Raw genomic sequence first — 18985 nt, 5'->3', positions numbered from 1 at the left:
CGCCGCCTCTCTCCCGGAATGTCCGGTGTGCCGGGCGCATGCGATTGGCTCTCTTCGGGGATAAAAATGGAAGCTCTATCGTTAGCGGGTAACGCAGAAGTCGTCCAGGAATCGGAATTGGAGGTGATCTCGTTTGCAGGCGAGATGCTGGCCCTGATCATCCGGGATTCGTTCTCGAGAAGCGGCGTGAATTTTCTTACACCGAAGGAGTTCCCTCAGCAGGTCGCGTACATCGAACATCCCGCCGGAAAATTGATCGAGGCGCATCTTCACAATAAGTTGGCGCGGCGCGTCGAGTGCACGCAAGAGGTGCTTTTCGTCAAACGTGGAAGCATCCTGGTGAAGCTCTACACGGCTGATCGGGACTACCTGTCGAGCCATGTGCTATACGCGGGCGATGTCATCCTGCTGGCATCGGGCGGCCACGGGTTCGAGATGCTGGAGGACGCTTCGTTTATCGAAGTCAAACAGGGCCCCTATTTCGGTGAGCACGATAAGGTGCGCTTCACGCCCGCTGGATTGAGCCGGTGCAGCGAAGCGACCAATGGCCGAGGCGCCGAGCTTGAAATCAAGAAGGGCGCGCTATGATTCCCGTGAATGAACCGCTGCTCGACGGGAATGAAAAAATCTACCTGAACGAGTGCATCGAGAGCGGGTGGATCTCGTCGGACGGCGCATTCGTCGAACGTTTCGAACAGGCCATGGCGGATTACGTCGGCCGCAAACACGCGATTGCCGTCGCCAACGGCAGCGCGGCGTTGGACGTGGCGGCCGCGGGTCTGAAGCTCGGCCCCGACGACGAAGTCATCATTCCCACGCACACGATCATTTCCTGTGCATCGGCCATCGTTCGCACCGGTGCCCGATTGAGGCTGGTCGACTCCAGTCCGGATACATGGAATATGGACGTGACGAAAATCGAGGACGCCGTCACGAGCCGGACGCGCGCGATCATGGCGGTGCACACATTCGGTCTGCCAGTGGACATGGCGCCCCTGTTAGATATCGCGAAGAAGTACGGCCTCACTGTTATCGAAGATGCCGCTCAGGCGATCGGCCAGACATACAACGGCGCGAGATGCGGCAGTTTCGGCGACGTCTCGTGCTTCAGCTTCTACGCCAACAAACACATCACGACGGGCGAAGGGGGCATGATCGTCTGCGATGACGACGCGCTGGCCGCACGCATGAGAGGTTTGCGAAACCTGTGTTTCAAGCCGGAAAGGCGATTCGTCCATGAAGAGCTCGGGTGGAATTATCGAATGAGCAACCTCCAGGCCGCAGTCGGGTTGGCGCAATTCGAGAAGCTCGATGCGCACATCGCGCGAAAGCGCGAGTTGGGACGGCGCTATGAATCCCTTTTGCACAGCGTCCGGGGAATCGAACTGGCGCCGCTCACGCAGTCTTATGCCGACAATGTCTATTGGGTTTTCGGCCTGATACTCGACGACAGCTTGCCCATTGGTGCCGACGAGGCGCGCTCCCTCCTGGCGGAGGCTGGTGTCAGTACGCGGCCTTTCTTCTGGCCCATGCACGAGCAACCGGTTTTTCTCAAGCAGGCGTTATTCGACGGAGAACGTTTTCCGATTGCCGAGCGCATGAGCCGCCGGGGGTTCTATCTGCCGAGTGGTCTTGCGCTTTCCGAAGCGCAGCAGGACCACGCGGTCGCCGCGGTGCGCAACCTGCTGGCCAGGTTTTTCTAGGCGATGATGCAACGACCGGCCGCTCCGCGCCGTGCACTTTTCGGCATGTCATCGCGTCTTTTCGGCATGCTGCCATTCGGCGTCGGCAAGTCCGAGGGACGGGATCGGGACCGTTACCGACGCGCTGCGCTCACCACTTTTTGCAACGTCTTTAGCTCGGGTCTGGCTTTCTTCGTCCTGATTGCGTCGGTATCCTGGACGCTTCCGTACCTCGGCCAGCAACGCTTCGGTGTCTGGATGACGATCTCGAGTCTCGCCGTCACGCTATCGATGCTGGACTTTGGAATTGGCAACGGGCTGGTCAACCTGGTTGCGACGGCACGGGCGAACGACGACGTCCGTCGCATCCGCGAGTTGATCACGCATGGCGTGTGGCTGCTGGTGTCGGTCGGTACCTTAGCGGCAGTCTGCCTGTTCGCGGGACTGCACTTCGTCAACTTGAGAACCCTCATCAACTACCCTTCCGAAGGCGCCGCCAACGAGACGCTCCTGGCCGTGACGATCTTCCTTGGTCTTTCGTGCCTGAACATTCCCCTGGGAGGAGTCAAGCGGGCTTTCCACGGTCTTCAGCGAGCGTGGGAGCCTCATATTGTGAACTCCATCGGGTATCTGATCTCTCTGCCGCTTTTGTATTGGGGTTCGGCACATCAGGTGTCGATTCCGTGGCTCGTGTGCAGCACGTACGGCGTGCAGGTCGGCATAGGCTTGTGCCTGGTGCTTCGGCTCAATCGACGAGGGCTGTTCAGAACCCGGTTACGCGCGGAGCCGGGGACGATGTGGCGCGATTCGAAAACGCTACTGCGCATGGGGACGCTGTTCTTTGTCTTACAGATTGGCGTCATGTGCGCAAGCGGCTTCGATGCCGTTATCGTTTCAAAGTTTCTCGGCGCGTCGGAGGTCGCGAAACTGGCGGTAGCGCAACGTCTGTTCCAATTCCTGACCGTAGGCATTGCGATGCTCACGGTCCCGCTATGGGGCCTCTATGCCGATGCAAAAGCACGCGACGACCGGGGCTTCATATCCATGACGTTGAAGTTTTCCATGCTGGGTGCCGGCTCGATCGCGATCGTGACCAGTGGGTTGATACTGGCAGCGTCGCCGTGGTTGCTGAAGGAATGGGTTGGAAATCGTCTCAATGTTCCATTCGCGCTTCTTTGTGCGATCGCGGTCCTGTCGGTTTCCGATGCGCTGGGCAATTCCTTCGCGATGTTCCTCAATGGCGTCGGAGAACTGAGATCGCAACTGGTCGTCGTCGTGCCGTTCTGCGTGATCGCACTTTCACTCAAGCTATGGCTGGTTTCCACCTTCGGTGAAGTCGCATGGGTGGTGTGGTCGACCGTGATAGCCAGCGTCGTGTCCTACACCTTCTACCTTAGCCTGTTCAGAAAGCGCATATTCGCTCACACCGTTGCACCGGGCGAGCGAGGCACGAGCTCAGCATGAGGACGTGGCGACTGTCCCGAAGACAGGTCGGCGATGGCGTTATTGACCGCAACGATTTGCAAAACGTCGCGATGCCGTTCGCGCCAATGTCTTGCCACATTCGGTCAGGCAGGTCGTCCAACCTGAATGCCATCTACATTCAAGGCACGCGGCGATAACGATGAGATGCGACACGAGATCACGGAGTGCAGTCATGCAAAACGTAGTGAGTTATGAAGGCGCAATGGCCGTAGCGAGCGAGGAGGTCCCGGTTGCCTTGTCCTGCCGTCGGATTGTTCCGGTTATTCTCCCAGGCGGGTCAGGCACACTCCTTTGGCCGTTGTCGCGCGAGCAGTTTCCGCCGCAGTTGGTCGGTGTGCTGGAACATGACTCGCTGTTACAGGCGACTGTCGCGCGGATGGCGGGATTCGCAGGCGACTTCGACTTCGACGTCGAGGACCAGCCGACGATCGTGTGCGGCGAGGCACATCGTTTCACGACGGATGAGCAGGCGCGACTGTGCGGCGTCGCGGCGAAGATCATCGTCGAGCCTGCTCGCCGCGATACCGCGCCGGCACTCACGCTCGCCGCGCTTGCGGCCATCAGTGACGATGAAGATGCGATCCTGGTGGCGATGCCGGCGTGTCATTCCATCCCGGACCGTGGCGCGCTACATCGGGCCATAGCGGTTGCCGCGGAACACGCCGACAGCGGGATGATCGTGACACTCGGCGTTCCGCCCACGCGGCCCGATACCGGCATCGGTTATATCCGCATCGGCGAGGCGCTTGCGAATGGCGCTTATTCGATCGATCGGTTCGTTGAACATCCCACGGCGGAACTCGCCGCGCAATACGTCGAGTCGAACACCTACTGGTGGAACAGCGGCATCTTCATCGTGCGGGCGCGCGTGTGGCTTGATGCGCTCGAGCGTCTCGGCGGTGACATGCAGGCGAGGTGCGCCGCGGCGCTCAGGGAAGGAACGGCGGACGGCAACCTCATTCGTCCTTGCCCGATCCAGTTCGGCCGCGTGCCCTCCGATTCCATCGACGATGTGGTGATGGGGCACATCGGCAAAGCCGACTCGCCTTGCAAGGGTGTGGTCGTGCCGCTGGTGGCGGGGTGGTCGGATCTCGGCTCGTGGAACGCGGTGTGGGAGGCGAATGAGAAGGACGGACTCGGCAACGTCGCGAGCGGGCGCGTTGTTTTCGAAGGGGCGACGTCGAGCTATGCACGAGCGGAGGGCGGGCGACTGGTCGCCTGCGTCGGCACGTCCGACGTCGTTGTCGTCGACACCGACGATGCAGTGCTCGTCGTCGAGCGATCGCACGCACAGGACATTGGCCGACTGGTTGCGCGTATTCGCGAACAGCACGCGCCCGAAGCCGAGATGCATCGCAAGGTGCACCGTCCGTGGGGCTATTACGATTCGATTGAACACGGCGAGCGCTTCCAGGTGAAGCGGATCATGGTGGCGCCCGGCGCGCGCCTGTCGTTGCAAATGCATCATCATCGCGCGGAGCACTGGGTCGTCGTGCGCGGCACGGCACTCGTCACACGGGGTGAAGAGCAGTTTCTTCTATCAGAGAATGAGTCGACGTTCATTCCGGTTGGCGAGCGACATCGGCTGGAAAATCCGGGCAAGGTGGAACTCGAAATCATCGAGGTTCAGTCGGGCACTTATCTCGGCGAGGACGATATCGTGCGTCTCGACGACTGCTACGGCCGTATCTGACCGTACCGTAACTGCGGGCTGTTAATGCGCAATGATCTGCGCATTCCTGCGTCGCATCAGCCGCGACAGGCGAATCATCATCGCCGCGGCTTTTCAAGGGGCGGCGGCTGCTCGCGCGGGCACGCGAGGCGAGGCATCACCGCTTTCTCGCGACGAACGTTGCCGACAGGTCGCCGGCACTCAACTCGCCGCCCATCCACTTCACGCTGTCCAGAACCTCGAACCCGCTGAGGTCCAGCATCAGTTCGACTTCGGGCCGGAACATATAGCGCATGACATGCGTCTCCAGAACGGTCTCGACGCATTGCGTTTTCCAGTCCGTCAGCAGGGTGGTGTAATTGACCGCGACCGTATTGTCGTGAGGACGCATCGAGGGCTCCGCGATTCGTATCAGATCGGCCTCTTCGTGGGAGGCGCGTTTAACGCGGATGTTGGGCGGATTCGCGAGGACTGCGGGGCCATACCAGCAATCAAACAGGAATAGTCCGGAACGTGGCAGGTGTGTCGCCGCGGTGTGACACATGGCCATGAAGTCGGCGTTGGTCGTTTGATAGCTGGCGGCATGCAACAGCGAGACCACCGCGTCGTAGAGCTCATCCGTACGGACTGTCCGCGCGTCGCCTTGCTGGAACCTCAGTCGCTTCGCCACGGCGCCGGACAGCGTGGTGCGCCTGGCGTCCGCTCGCGCAAGCAAATCGGCGCTCAGGTCAACGCCGGAAACACAGAACCCCGCGGCTGCGAATTCCTCGGCGTGGCGTCCCGCGCCGCAGCCGAGATCCATCAGGTGACCCCCGACTATTCCGTACCGGCCGAGCAACTCGGTGACAAACGCCACTTCAGCTTTGTAGTTCTTATCACGATAGAAAACGTCGTAATACCGCGAGTATTTCGTGCCGAAGCTCATAGAGCGACTCCATGTTTCGTCGTGTCGCGGTGCCGAAATCCGCGCGTGCCGCGAGCTAGCTGGTGTTTCTTCGAATGCAGCCATGCCAACGGTGCGCGTTCATGTCCGAGCGTAGCCGTCGAGCAGTTCAGGGCTACGCGCATGACTGATTTCGGCAAGGTGTTGGCGGGTCTGATGCTCTGTTGCGCGTGCAACTGTATGAGAAGGCCTTATTCATCTCGACCGGGTTGAAACGCCAGGTGCCAGGTGCGAACTGCGTGCCGCCGTGATTCTTCTTCCCGCCGGCGAGTTCAGAAGATCTTCCGGGCAGTTTTTCCTGGGATGGCGTTCTCGGCCAAAAGCATGGTGTTGCCCGCCACTGCCATAAGGATGGGTCGAAGCGGACGCTAAGCTCCCAAAGTCGTGCGCTTTCAATAGTTTTCCAACGCTTGCCAGGGCAGGGCATCTGAAGCCGGAAAAAGGGAGGTGACAGCATGTCTTACGCGACGACCGTGGGCGATACAGCAATCAGCAGCCGCTATCGCCCACCTGGCGAACGCGCGGTGAAGCTGATCGGCATCCTGTTGTACGACGGTTTCTCTCTGCTTGGAGCGGGCACGCTTGCCGAGGCGCTGCATATTGCCAACGAACTTCAGTCTTCCAGTCTGAGAGGAAACGTGACGTATAGCGTCCGTCTCGTCTCAGCCTGCGGTGGCGTGATAGCCTGCTCGTCATCCGTTTGCGTGTGGACCGAACGGCTGGGCGGTCAGCGGTTTCAAAGCTTCGACGTGCTGTATATCGCGGGCGGAACCGGCGCCATGCGCGCGGCCGCGGACGAGGGGCTCATCGAGTTATTGACCATCGCATGTTCGCAAAGCAGCGTAGTCAACCCGCTCGGCAATGGCGACGTGCTTCTCGCGGCGGCGGGTATTTCGCGGCGTGACTGGGCTTCAGTGGATCGCGTTATCTGGAGTCCGGAAACGCCTAACGTCGCGCCGTCGACGGAACGCGGCGATGCGCTCATCAACTCGCTCGCGCTCGTGAAGCGCGATCTCGGACACGACATCGCGACCGCGGTGGCCGATCGCTTCGCCTCTTCCAATGATCAGCATCTGACGACCATGCTCAGCACGGTCGGCGCGACCACGCTGGCGGAAAAGGCACAGGAGTCCGCGCGCTGGATCGAGCGAAATTGCGGACGCCCCATTTCAATAGGCGACGCGGCGCAGGCGGTGGCGATGAGCGAGCGCAACTTTCTGCGGCTCTTCAAACGTGAGATGGGACTGACGCCATCGCAACATCTTCTGCGAGCGCGCCTCAATCTCAGTTGCGAACTATTGGCCAAAAGCGACCTGCCCATAGACAAGATCGCTCGCCGGGTCGGACTGACCAATGGCGAGCGTCTTTCGAAAGTGTTCAGGAGGCAATTTTCGATGTCGGCGACGGAATTCCGCCATAGAAAGAAAGGCGGCGATCTGGCTGATCCCGCGATGGAGACGGAGGCAAGGGCCTGGGACGAGCAATCACGGTTTGCGCGGTAAGGGTTGTGCCGAGATTAAGAATGAGGAGCCCGGAGTGAAGAATTTGAACGGTTTCTTGGAAAGATCGATTCGTATAGTCGCGTTCATCGACTACGACCAGGGCTTTGGCGGGGGGTATCAGCAGGCCAAGAACGCTGCGTTGCTGCTCAAGAAACTTCCTTCGGAACTTTGCGCCGTTGAATTCGTGGCGACGCGGCGATCCAATATCGACGACTTGCGACGCAGCGGCATCGAAGCCGTCTTCTTTCCAGTGCATCGCCTGCGCGGGCTGGCGGCGAGACTCGGTTCGATCTATAACCTGGGAGGCCCGCGCGCGTTGCTGCGGCAACCGGGCAGGATTACTTCGGTAGACCGCCTGCTTTCGCTGATGCGCGCGGATATCGTGTACTTTACAACGCCATCCTACCTTGCACTGCAGATCGACCGATTCAACTACCTGTTCACTGTTTGGGATCTGTCGCATCGTGACGAAGTCGAATTTCCCGAAGTCCGGATCAGGCACGAATTCGAACGCCGCGAATTGCTTTACGAATCCGCCTTGAAGAAGGCGAGCGGCATCTTTGTCGATTCCCGGGCAGGCCGCGAGAATGTGGTCAGGCGATATTGCGTCGACAGCGAGCGCGTGCATTTGATGCCATTCTCGCCTGCGCGCGCCACCGTACTTTCCGACGAGGCGTACGCGGAGAACTTCATCGATGTTCGGACGAAGTACGACATGCCGCGCGATTTTCAATACGTTTACTATCCGGCGCAGTTCTGGTCGCACAAGAACCACGTGTTTCTGTTGAAGGGGCTGCACATGCTGGAATCTCGCTACGGCATCCGTGTAGGCGCTGTCTTCACCGGAAGAGATTTCGGCAATATGCGATATGTGCGTTCGGTCGCCGCCGATCTCGGTCTGAGCGACCGCGTGTTCTTCCTCGGGTTCGTTCCGGATGAAGACGTGCCCTACCTGTATCGCCAGTCGATCGCGTTGGTGATGCCCACCTATTTCGGCCCAACCAATCTGCCGCCGCTCGAGGCGTTCAGCCTGGGCGTACCGGTGCTTTACCCGGACCTCGAGACGCTGCGCGAGCAGGTCGGCGACGCGGGACTCCTGATCGATCTGGCTCGACCCGACAGCATGGCGGACGCGCTCTACAGGCTGATCGAGCAGCCCGCGTTACGCCAGGAGATGATCGCGCGTGGCAAGCGGCGTCTTGCGAGCCTCGATGACGAGGACCGCTTGTCGACGCTCGAACGCGTGCTCGAACGATATCGTGCGCGTGCGGCATGTTGGAGTGAGGAAGTCTGGATGAGTTAGAACACAGTGCGTCGATCCCAATCGACAACGTGTTCGTGACGCAAGGGAGTGCGGTCACCGAGGCAAGCACGAGGCAGGGGCTGGCGGGTGGCGAGGGGATCGGCGTGTCCGGCAGTCGCTGCCGAACGCCGATCGATCTGGATAACATTTCTCGAACCTTTATGAATGCCGCCACTCTGCAATTGAAGGTAATCACGAATCCCACGGAGTTCTACGCGTTGCGAGAGGAGTGGGACGCGCTCTGGTCGGGAGCAAACGGCCGCCATCATCAAGCCTTCACGGTTTGCTGGCTTTGCTGGCTACGTATCGCCAGGCCGCGCGCGAGAAAACTGCGCATTATCCTTTTGCGTGAGAACGGGCGGCTTGTCGCCGTATGGCCGCTTGTGAGCTACAGGAAATTTTTCTGGACCGTTCTTCGCCCGCTGAGTCCTGAAGCCACCGATCACACGAGCGTTCTTGTGGAGGATGGGCCTTCGACATTCGCTGTCGTCGAGCAGTTGTGGCGCGCAGCGCATCAACGTTGCGATTCCGACATCATTCTGTTGCCTTACCTCAGCGTAAATTCCGATCTGCACAGCCTTGCGTCGCATCACCGACGCGTCATGGTCGCGAGACAACATTTTTCCGCAGTCGCAAAGTTGCGCTCGGAAAACGACTGGGGTGCCTATTGCGCTTCGCTCGGCATGCTCTCGGGAAGAAAGCCCGGCGCACGCCAACGTCGTCTTGAGAAACAGGGCGAGGTGGAAATACGTGTGCTGGGTCCCGACGACGCAGCCGAGAACGAAAAGATGGTCGACTGGATGCTGGCGTGCAAGCGCGAGTGGGCGGATCGTGTCGGCAAGAAGGGAGAGTGGCTGTTCTCGAATGACTACCGCGATTTCCTCATCGACTTGTTGAACCAGCGACAGGATGACGTCCTCGCGCGCCTGCTGGTGGTGTCTCTCGATGGCGCAGCGGTCGCCGTCAACGTGCTCGGGCTAGGCAAGCGTTGCATCGACGGCGTCATTGGAAGCTTCGATCCGAAGCATGGCAAGTTCGCCCCGGGCACCATCGCCATGGAGGCGAGTGTCAAATGGGTGTTTGAGCAAGGATTCGATCTCGACATGGGTGTGGGGCCGGAGAACTTCAAGGGCTATTGGAGCCGCGATAACTTTACGGCGGTGTGGAGCATGCAGATCGCGAACACGCGTTGGGGCCTGCTCGCCTTCTCCGCGAGTACCCTTCGTCAGACGCTCTCTCAACGGGTCGCCGGGTTGCGCACGTCCTCCAGGCCATCTGACCTGACACCGTGATTCAGGGAGAGATTCAGTCCATGTGGGGCGACGGGGGCGCCCCACATGGCGTGGTCCGTGTCTCGCGCCGTTGCTGTTCGAGTGTCTCGCGCGGCGTATGGCCGAACTCTGCCCTGAAAATCCGGTAGAAGTATTTTTCGTCCGTGAAGCCATGACGCCATGCGATTTCCCGGATGCATTCCGTGGGGCAAGCGGGCGACGACAACACCTGATAGACCCGCTGCAGCCGTCTGTGGCGGATTTCGCGCATGACCCCGCCGGTGCTTTCGAAGAGTCGATAGAGCATGGCTCGCGACAGGCCCACGTCCCTGCAGATCTTTTCGGGCGTCAGATCGGGTTGGAGCAGGTGGTCATCGATATAGCGCTGGGCGCGATGAAGCAGCAGATCCCGAATCGGTGTCTGCGCGGCGACCAGCGTGTCCAGTTCCGGCTGAAGGCTCGCCTTCAGCAGCGCTGTGGTCGCCTGAACAATGTGCGGTACGTCGCGGCGAGTGAGTTGGGGAAGGGTGTTGTACAGCGACGTGAGGTAGTCGCTGAACAATGATCCGACGCCCCGCGTCAATGAACAGCCGTGCAACCTCCCGGTGTCGGCCGGAAGCCATTCCCTGGGCACGGACAGGGAAATCTCGCTCCCTGGCGTAATGATGCGCTCGAACGGGCTCGCGAAATCCAGCAGATACAGATCCCCGGGCCGCTTGAGCGTTGTCGACGCGGCGGATCGCAGCACGGCCGTGCCGCTCATCTGCAGACTGAAACTATGGAAGTCACGTTGATCGGCACGGATGCGCGCCGGCGTACGTTTTGAATCGTACGCGACGGACGGATCGGGGTGCCGCCAGGTCCTTCCGGCCAGAATCAGCGGGCCGATCGAGACGCGTTCGCGGTGGGCGTCGAACGGCAGAGCCGATTGATAGGTCGTCGCCATATCGCAATAGGTACTGTGTGCGGCCCAGGCGTCGAAACGTTCGTCGGCGGGCGCGGAGTCCGTCGAAAAGCGACGGATGCTCAAACGGGAAAGGTCGGACACGTTGCAGCTCCTGGCACGGCGTTCGTTAGTCGCGACTGGCGTCGAACGTTAAAAGAGAAATTGCCTGTATTGTCATTTAACGGTCTGAATCAATTAACCGGGGTTTATACGAGTGGCATAGACGATACTGTTCTCGCGCAACGCAAATCCACTCAAAATAGAGACGCCATGGCACCCCGTCCAATCGGCGGCCAACTTAAGATGTGGCCTGCATTAACTGATTATCCATCGTTGATTTAACAGTTATCTGGAATGCTCGTTTTGTGAAAGTGGGATTTAACAAAAAATAAAATCGGCAACAGTTACCCATCGCCGGATTGTTATAACCGGTGGGCTTGTTTAAATGGGGGCCACCGATTGCTTATTGTTTTATCACCTGCACAACCTACCCGTCGTCGAATGTTGCCGCAGCAGAGGCGCGGCAGGCGTGCGTGCGCTGCTGTGTCGATTCGACAGCACGATGTATGACCTTTTTAATCTGGGGATAGCCATGAAATCCATCGCGGCGGTTGCGGTTGCGACCTGTCTCGTGTTGTCCGCCTGTGGCGGCGACGATGTGTCCAACCCGACGGGCAGTCCCGCATCGGGGTCGACCGGCACGACCTCGACGCCGGGTAATCCGTCCAACCCGAGTGGTGGCAGCACCGTCAAGGCGGGTTGGTCCGCTGCGGCCGCTGTGGACGGCAAGGGTCCTGAATTTTTGCCCTCCGTGACCGTCGATGCGCAGGGCAACGCGCTCGCCCTATGGATGACGAACGGCCCGAATGGCTCCCTCGGCAACGAGATGTGGTCGAGCCGCTATGTCCCCGGCACCGGCTGGGCGACACCGACACGCGTCGACACGTCCGACGGCACGTACGCCATGAACGCTCCCGGGACCAGTGCGCCGCTGCTGGTCGGCAGCGCCGATGGTCATGCGGTGGCGCTGTGGCAACAGTTCCTTGCGGGCACTGGGTACGGGCTGTGGGCGCGGCCCTACGATCCGGCGACTGGCTGGGGCACGGCGGTGGAGCTCTCGCCCGACGAGACCAGCTACGCCTGGTCAGCGGGGATCGACGGCAAGGGCAACGCGATCGTCGCCTGGCAGCAGAAGGCCGGTGTCGCCGATACGGCCGTCTTCACGAGCCGCTATACCGTCGGCGGTATGTGGTCGTCTCCCGAGCAGATCGTGCAGCTTGTGCAGACGGGCCCCGGGGCGGTTATCGGCGTCAGCGGAGAGGGCATCGACAATGTCGAGTTGAATCTCTCGGTGACTTCGTCGGGGAATGCGGTGCTCGCATGGCGGCAGACGGACAAAACGCATTCGGCGTTGTGGGCGACAACCTACGACCCGTCCAACGGCTGGGCCAATGCGAATCCGGTGGTACTCGAACCGGGCAGTCCATCAGGCAAGTCGGTCTTCGCGCCGGCCGCCGGCATGGATGCGAAAGGTAACATCACGCTGGTCTGGGGTGAGGTCGATATCGACAGCAAGGCGCACACCACGACGATGTCCGAGCGCTATGTCGCGGGCACCGGCTGGCAGGCCGCGCAGCCGGTGGCGCCCTTCGTCGATACGACAGATGCCGGTTATTCCCCGCAGCTGGCCATCAACGACCAAGGCATTGCGGCCGTGACGTGGATCCGGCCGGACGGCACGTTGCAGGCCAGCGTGGCTGATGCGAACGGTGCCTGGGGGCCGACACAACAACTGACCGCACACGTATACCAGTTGAACGCGCGGCAGCCGGAGATCGCCGTCGATACAGCGGGCAATGCGACGGTGGCCTGGCAGGATTCGAGCACCGCGACTTCCACTGACATCGTCGCTAACCGCTACGCGAACGGTGCGTGGGGCACGCCTGTGCTGTTCGGTCAACAGCCGCAGGATGCGACCTGGCCCGCGCTGGCGGTCAACGCATCGGGCCTGACGGCGCTCGTCTGGGCGCTTTACAAGGACGACACCGTGGGCGACCTGCTGCAGTCGAGCTTCTATACGCCGGGTTCGTAAGCCGCTTTATCGCGACGCGGCGTGAGGTCGATCGCCGACCCAATCAATAAGAAACGGGAACAAATAAATGGATATTCACAAAGCAGTCAGAACCGCCGTGGGGATCGTCGCCAGCGGTCTGATCCTGTCGGCCTGCGGGACCACGCAGATGAACATGATCCATGTCCAGAACTCGACCGCGAAGACGCTGGGGCTGGGTTCGTCGGACGAGATCACGATCGACAATATCCAGTACGGACAAAAGAACGGGCTCGGTGGGCAGGAGGTGAAGTACGACGCGACGACCGGCAAAGGACGGCACTTCAGGTGCACGGTTTTCATGATTCCGGGACTCACGCCGATCAATCCGGCCACCTACAACGACTGGGAATGTCATCCACGGTGATGACGGGGAGGGCACTATGACAGCGACAGTATGCCGATGTCTCGCAGCCTGGTTCATCGCGACCGCATTGGCGGGGTGCATGGTGCCGCCGCAAAACCGGGCCACGGTCGGCGCGCGATCCGATGCGCCACTGACCACGGCGGACTGGGCCAAGGTCATCGACAATGATCGCGCCTCGGTGCGCGCGGGCCAGTTGCCGAAAGAGGTGATCCAGTACGACCTTCAGATAGAAAAGATGATTCCGGAGAGCCAGGAAATCCTGGCCTCTCACGATCAGGCCAAGGCGCACGCCTGGGCGAAAAAAATGAATGCTGTCGTCGAAGCGCGAAACAAGGCCACGGAACAGTTCGCGGCCAAAGCAATCGCCAGGAACAATGCCATCGCCAACTCATTCGGTAATGGAAAGCCTGATCCTTGCCTGTCGCCCATGGGCAAGAACACGTGTGCGGCGTCGCCGGCACGACAAGGGGACAGCGTCAATTACTCGGTCGGTCCCGGTGGCTTAGGCGCAACTATCGGTCATTACACCGTCGGGCCTGGCGGCATCGGGGCTGGCGGCTTCTGATCCGGGTCGGGCGCCGCAGCCGGTTGAAACAGACGTAAGGGTGCGTTGCAGTTACGATGCCAATCCGCAGTCAGCTTTCGTGACGATCAGGGGAGAGCAAACATGCGTCTCGTACGTTTGGCGCTGCTTGGGTTAGGTGGCGCTGTCGCCGGTTCTGCATTCGCCTACCAGGCTCCTCGAACCCAGGTGTTTCCGCTTTCGATCGTCGATAACCGCCCCTTCATCGCGGCGACGGTCGATGAAAAAGGCCCGTTCTCTTTCATCCTGGATACGGGATCGTCCAGTTCGACCGTCAGTACCGCGCTGGCGGCACAACTGAAGCTTGTCCCCACGGGTGCCGGGACAGGAACGGGTGCCGGCGAGCAACAACTCTCGTTCAGGATCGTTCACCTGAACGATCTGAGCGTGGGTTCGTTCTCAGTCGGCGCGTTGGACATCCCGACGATGGACACGTCCCCACTTAACCGCGTCATTGGATTTCAGCATGTCGACGGTGTGCTCGGGGCGGAAATATTCCACAAAGGCGTCCTGACGCTGGATGCCGCGCAAGGCCAGTTGACCATTCAGGACGAGGATCAATTCAGGCCGGCAGCGGATGCGATCCCGATTCCGTTTTCTCTGGACGAGAACGATATGCCTGTCGTCAAAGCCTCGGTCGCGGGTATAGCCGCCAAGTTTCAGATCGATACCGGTGACCGGTTCAGTCTGACGCTGTTCGGTGACTTCTGGCGGGCGCATCGCCTGGACCAGCAAATGGGGGCGACCGTCGAAGCCATGACCGGCTACGGCGGTGGCGGGCCGATCCGCGGGAGGGTCGGGCGCTCAGCGAGCTTTGCGATCGGCGATCTTGCCGTGCCGGCACCTGTCACGCGCCTCTCGCTTCAGAAGGCCGGTGCTTTTACCCGGGCCGATCGGGCAGGGAGCATCGGCATGGGAATCCTGAAGCGATTTACGGTCTCTTTCGATTATGGTCGTCGCGTGATGTGGCTGTCGAAGAGTGCCGTATTCGATGCGCCCGATCTTTATGATCGAAGCGGCATGTGGTTAGGTCTCGCTCAACCACGAGGGCTTCGGGTCATGGATGTGACGGAGAATGGACCCGCGGCAAAAGCAGGGATCCGGGTCGGTGACGTCATTGTCAAAGTGGGCGGTCTTCCCGCCGGGGCCGCGACCTTATTCACGATACGAGCCATGCTTCAACAGCCGCGCAGGTTGACGGTTCCGATCTTCGTGAGCAGAACGGGCGGCGATCAGCCGATCAGTCTCGTCCTTCAGGATCTGATACCGCCCTGGCAGCGTAACCCGTAGAACGGACACCGGATCAGCAAGACGCGGACAACCTGCCGCCGGGCTACGGGCGCTATTGCACGCAGCCCGGCAGCCCACAGCCCGCCAGTTTTGCACGACTCAGAACGCGTGCCGCAAGCCCACCATCCCGACAAACTGCGAAGGCCCGGACGACGGCGTCGTATTCTGCGAATCGCCTACCACCGCCACCGCATTGGTGATCGTCGTGCCCGTGGTGCCGGCCGCGATCAGCGTCTTGCCCTGCGCGTGCTGATACGCCTCCAGCGCGTAGATCGTGGTGCGCGTCGACAGGTTATACGTCTGCTCCAGCGAAATCTGGTGATAGCGCGCCGGGTCGCTCATGCCGTTCGACTTGCTGGCGCTCGTGTAGCTATACCCCGCGCCGATCGTCACCGCCGGCGCGATCCGGTAAGTCGAAATCACGCCATACGTGTTGAACACGGCCTCGCCGGTGAACAGTGAACCCGAGCCCGGCGCGTATTGCACGTTCGAGTAGTTGATCCCGATCATCAGGTCTTTGAGCGTATAGCGTGCCGCTGCGGCGAACAGTTGCGAACTGCGCGCCGTCGCGTAGCCGCTATTCACGGGCGAGTTATCGGCGAAGGTGCCGAGCGCGCCGCTCGTCGCAATGTCCTTCAGCTTCACGTAGCCCGCTGCCACCGCGAAGGGCTGGTAGTCGTAGCGAATCGCCGCGCTGAATTGACTGCCGTTGGCGACGCTGCCCGGCACGCCACCCAGTCCGTATTGCGCGCTGAACTGCAGGCCCGCGAGTGTCGGCGACAGATAGGTGACCGAGTTGTTCAGGCGCAGCGTGGTGTCGAGCGCGTCGAGGTCGCCGGGGTGTGCGCCGGTCGCACCGGTCAGCACGCCGGTCGGTCCGAGTGCGCCGACCATCTGGAAGTAAGGCGTGTACTGGCGGCCGAGCGTCACCGTCCCGTAGCGGTCGTTGCTGAGACCGACGTACGCTTGTCGATTGAACATATAGCCCGCGCTGCTCTGCGCGCCCGTCAGTGAATTGAAGCCGCTTTCCAGCCGGAAAATCGCCTTGGTGCCGGCGCCGAGATCTTCCGAACCGAGCAGGCCGAACTTGCTCGCCTGCAGATTGCCCTGGCTCATATAGAAGTTCGAGTGGCCGCGCTGGTTGCTCGAATAGGCGAACGCATTATCGACGACACCGTACAGCGTCACGCTGCTTTGCGCCGACGCGCCGGCCGACAGCAGGGCGCCGGCTATCGGCAGGCACGAGAGGGCGAGGGCGCGGGTGCGCGGGTGCTTGAGTGACTTCATGGCTTGCAGGTCTCCTGATGGGTCTGTGTTCGTTGCTCTGCGGGCTGGGTTGGGTTTTGTGTGTTGTCGGTGCGGACTCGATGCGTGCTCAGTGCGAACTCAGTGCGGGATCGAAATCGTCACGCAGCGCCAACCGTCCGCCGTGTGATCGGCCACGAGCGTCGCGTGGGTCGACGCGGCGCAGACGATCGCGCGCGCTTCGCTCATCGGCACAAACAGGCGGACTTGCGACTGCGCTTGCGGCATCCACCCCTCGCGTTCGATCGCCACCTGCAGCGTGTTCGCGTCACCGGTTAGCGTGACGTGCCAGCGGCCTTGCGCGCCGTCGCGCCATGCTTCGCTTTCGCCGTCGTCCTCGATGCAGCCGCCGCGCGCGATGCCGGCGCCGACGGGCGGCACGGCGATAAACGCGCGTTCGTCGGCAGCGTGGCCGAAGTGCTGTTCCGCGACGTTCAGCGGAATCACACAGCCTTCGCGCAGCAGCACCACCGGTTGCTCGAACGGCGCGGGCAGCGTGACCGTCTGGCCGCCGTCGAAGCGTTCGCCGCTCCAGTACGACACCCATCGCGCGCCGTCGGGGAGATACACGTCGCGTGTGGTCTGGCCGGCTTCGACCACCGGAGCGACCAGCATCTGCGAGCCGAGCATCATGTCGTCGCCGTCAACCAGACAGCGCGGATCGTGCGGAAACTCGGCGAACAACGGTCGCAGCACCGGTTCGTACGCGCTATGCAATTGCCACAACAATTCGTACAGGTACGGAATCAGGCGATAGCGCAGTTTGATCAGCGCGGCGACCTGCTGCGTGACTTCGGGATGCATCCACGGTTCGTTGACGGTGCCGTCGTCGTTCCACGAATGAATGCTGAAGCGCGGCAGGAAAATGCCGAACGCGACCCAGCGCGCGAACAACTCCGGACCCGGCGCGGGGCCCGAGAAGCCGCCGATATCGTGGCCGCTGTTCGATACGCCGGACATCGCGAGGCCGAGGCCCATCTTCAGATTGAAGCGCAGCGTTTCCCACGACGTGTAGTTGTCGCCCGACCACGTCTGCACATAACGATGCATGCCGACGCCGCCCGCGCGCGACACGAGAAACGGCCGCCGCTCGGGCGCGTGTTCGCGCTGCGCGTCGTGCGACGCGCGCATCATCAGTTGCGTTTGCAGCACCTTCGCCTGATGCGCCGGATACGCGTGGCCGAAGCCGTGCGCGATCGCGTCGGGTGACCAGATTTCGAATTCGTTGTTGTCGTTCCACGTCGCCGCGATGCCGTGTTTCAGCAGGCTGTCTTTCACGCGCGACTTCCACCAGTCGATCGTGTCTGGATTCGTGAAATCCAGGTAGGCGCCGACCTCGTCCCAGAACTGCACCCATGCCGGATCGCCGTCGCGCGATTCGATCAGCAGACCGTCGCGCGCGGCTTCCTCGAATGCCGGATGGTCCTGCAGCAGACACGGTTTGATGTTCGCGCACAGCCGCACGCCATGGTCGAGATAGCTCTGCACGAAACCGTCGATGTCGGGAAACTTCTCGTGATTCCAGTTAAACACGTAGCGCTTCGCGCCGATCGACGTATAGCCCGACGACAGATGAAACGAATCGCACAGCACGTCGTGCTCGCGGCATTGCGCGATGAATTCGCCCATGCGTTGCTGCGCGTCGGGCGCGTCGGTGTAGCTCATCGTCGAGCCCGAATAGCCGAGGCCCCATTTCGGCATCCACGCGGGCCGGCCGGTCATCCACGTGAAGCGGCGTACCGCGTGCAACGGCGTGCCGGGCGACGCGATGAAGTAGTAGTCGAGATCGCCGTGCTCGGCGACGAAGTGCCGGTAGTGGCCGTGATAATTGTCGAGCTCGCGGCCCATGTCGAAACGGCAGTCGGCGAGCGTGTCGTAGAACAACCCGAATCCCGTCGACGTCTCCGGCTGCCACGTCACGTAAAACGGAATGTGCTTGTAGAGCGGGTCGGTGCTGCGCGCGCTGTAGCCCATCGCGTCGATATTGCGCATCTCGTAGCTCTGGTTCGCGCGGTCGAGCGAGCCGGCCCGCTCGCCGAGGCCCACGTAAATCTCGTCCTTGCGCCGCTCGACGTAGTGATAAACGCGCTGGTCCCACCAGCCGAAGTTGTAGGCCTGGGTTTTGCGGTCGCTCATCACGCGCTGCCACACGCCCTCGTGCAGGATGTCCCACGCGCAGAAGCCGCCGTCGAGCGTGACGGTCAGGCGAATGCGCGCGGTTTCCACCACGAGCTGCGCGGCGTTGTCCGACACCGCGAACGGCGGCGGCGTGAAGCCGCTCACGTCGCGGCGCTCGCGGCCTTCGAGCGCGACGTCGTCCATGCCGGGAGCGACGGCCCAACTGCGCGGTCCGTTTATCTCGCCGTCCGGCAGCACGAGCACGCGGATGATGTCTTCCGCGAGCACGAACAGCTCGATCCGGCATGGCGCCTGCGCCGTCAGAACAAGATGATTGTCGACATGAGACGACAGCGAAAAACGCGGCGGATGTTTCAGATTCGTCAATGAACGCATGATGGGTCGTCG

15 protein-coding genes are annotated in these 18985 nt (G+C 61.3%); 11 read left to right on the top strand and 4 right to left on the bottom strand.

All coding sequences use genetic code 11. The annotated features are described in order from the left end of the window. The first annotated feature begins 66 nt into the window (after positions 1 to 66). The 4 genes from FA94_RS01990 to FA94_RS01975 all read left to right on the top strand — a co-directional run bounded on the left by FA94_RS01990 (position 67) and on the right by FA94_RS01975 (position 4860). Positions 67 to 588, top strand: coding sequence for a cupin domain-containing protein (locus FA94_RS01990; protein ID WP_035546282.1), 522 nt, complete (start codon positions 67 to 69; stop codon positions 586 to 588). Next, positions 585 to 1703, top strand: coding sequence for a DegT/DnrJ/EryC1/StrS family aminotransferase (locus FA94_RS01985; RefSeq protein WP_035546280.1), 1119 nt, complete (start codon positions 585 to 587; stop codon positions 1701 to 1703). Before FA94_RS01990 ends, FA94_RS01985 begins: the two co-directional genes overlap by 4 nt. Positions 1704 to 1706: 3 nt before the next feature. Continuing rightward, the gene (locus tag FA94_RS01980; RefSeq protein WP_231584832.1) at positions 1707 to 3146 is read left to right on the top strand and encodes a lipopolysaccharide biosynthesis protein; all 1440 of its coding nucleotides are present in this window, start codon (positions 1707 to 1709) and stop codon (positions 3144 to 3146) included. A gap of 223 nt (positions 3147 to 3369) precedes the next feature. Further along, on the top strand, positions 3370 to 4860 hold the full coding sequence (locus FA94_RS01975; protein WP_051980452.1) for a mannose-1-phosphate guanylyltransferase/mannose-6-phosphate isomerase: 1491 nt from the start codon (positions 3370 to 3372) through the stop codon (positions 4858 to 4860). 136 nt (positions 4861 to 4996) lie between these two features. Here FA94_RS01975 and FA94_RS01970 read toward each other — a convergent pair whose 3' ends face one another. Beyond that, on the bottom strand, positions 4997 to 5764 hold the full coding sequence (locus tag FA94_RS01970) for a class I SAM-dependent DNA methyltransferase (protein WP_035546275.1): 768 nt from the start codon (positions 5762 to 5764) through the stop codon (positions 4997 to 4999). A gap of 542 nt (positions 5765 to 6306) precedes the next feature. On the opposite strand from FA94_RS01970, the gene FA94_RS01965 reads away from it, so the two are divergent. From FA94_RS01965 to FA94_RS01955, 3 genes are read left to right on the top strand one after another with little or no spacing between them, the layout of a single operon-like run. Continuing rightward, the gene (locus tag FA94_RS01965) at positions 6307 to 7284 is read left to right on the top strand and encodes a GlxA family transcriptional regulator (protein WP_231584831.1); all 978 of its coding nucleotides are present in this window, start codon (positions 6307 to 6309) and stop codon (positions 7282 to 7284) included. 34 nt (positions 7285 to 7318) lie between these two features. Continuing rightward, entirely contained in the window at positions 7319 to 8587 is a 1269-nt protein-coding gene (locus FA94_RS01960; protein WP_231584830.1) for a glycosyltransferase family 4 protein, read from the top strand. 29 nt (positions 8588 to 8616) lie between these two features. Beyond that, entirely contained in the window at positions 8617 to 9879 is a 1263-nt protein-coding gene (locus tag FA94_RS01955) for a GNAT family N-acetyltransferase (RefSeq protein ID WP_051980284.1), read from the top strand. 13 nt (positions 9880 to 9892) lie between these two features. Here the strand turns inward: FA94_RS01955 and FA94_RS01950 are convergent, their stop codons facing one another. Continuing rightward, positions 9893 to 10906, bottom strand: coding sequence for a helix-turn-helix domain-containing protein (locus tag FA94_RS01950; RefSeq protein ID WP_156126489.1), 1014 nt, complete (start codon positions 10904 to 10906; stop codon positions 9893 to 9895). A 490-nt stretch (positions 10907 to 11396) separates the two neighbouring features. On the opposite strand from FA94_RS01950, the gene FA94_RS01945 reads away from it, so the two are divergent. The 4 genes from FA94_RS01945 (at position 11397) to FA94_RS01930 (ending at position 15154) form a co-directional block, all read left to right on the top strand. Further along, entirely contained in the window at positions 11397 to 12896 is a 1500-nt protein-coding gene (locus tag FA94_RS01945) for a hypothetical protein (RefSeq protein ID WP_035546274.1), read from the top strand. A 67-nt stretch (positions 12897 to 12963) separates the two neighbouring features. Continuing rightward, complete coding sequence (locus FA94_RS01940) at positions 12964 to 13281, top strand: hypothetical protein (protein WP_035546273.1); 318 nt, start codon at positions 12964 to 12966, stop codon at positions 13279 to 13281. A 79-nt stretch (positions 13282 to 13360) separates the two neighbouring features. Next, positions 13361 to 13846, top strand: coding sequence for a hypothetical protein (locus FA94_RS01935; protein WP_035546271.1), 486 nt, complete (start codon positions 13361 to 13363; stop codon positions 13844 to 13846). Between the two features lie 102 nt (positions 13847 to 13948). Then, a complete protein-coding gene (locus tag FA94_RS01930; protein WP_035546269.1) occupies positions 13949 to 15154 on the top strand; it encodes an aspartyl protease family protein in 1206 nt (401 codons plus the stop codon). 99 nt (positions 15155 to 15253) lie between these two features. Here the strand turns inward: FA94_RS01930 and FA94_RS01925 are convergent, their stop codons facing one another. Both FA94_RS01925 and FA94_RS01920 read right to left on the bottom strand, forming a co-directional pair. After that, complete coding sequence (locus tag FA94_RS01925; protein WP_035546267.1) at positions 15254 to 16441, bottom strand: porin; 1188 nt, start codon at positions 16439 to 16441, stop codon at positions 15254 to 15256. A gap of 99 nt (positions 16442 to 16540) precedes the next feature. Then, positions 16541 to 18973 carry a glycoside hydrolase family 31 protein gene (locus tag FA94_RS01920; protein WP_035546265.1) on the bottom strand — a complete coding sequence of 811 codons (2433 nt, stop codon included), beginning with the start codon at positions 18971 to 18973 and terminating at the stop codon, positions 16541 to 16543. Between the last annotated feature and the right edge of the window lie 12 nt (positions 18974 to 18985).

The sequence above is a fragment of the Burkholderia sp. 9120 genome (genome assembly GCF_000745015.1).
Lineage (GTDB): Bacteria > Pseudomonadota > Gammaproteobacteria > Burkholderiales > Burkholderiaceae > Paraburkholderia.
Note: the sequence above shows the minus strand (reverse complement) of the source record. Positions and strands in the feature narration are given on the sequence as shown.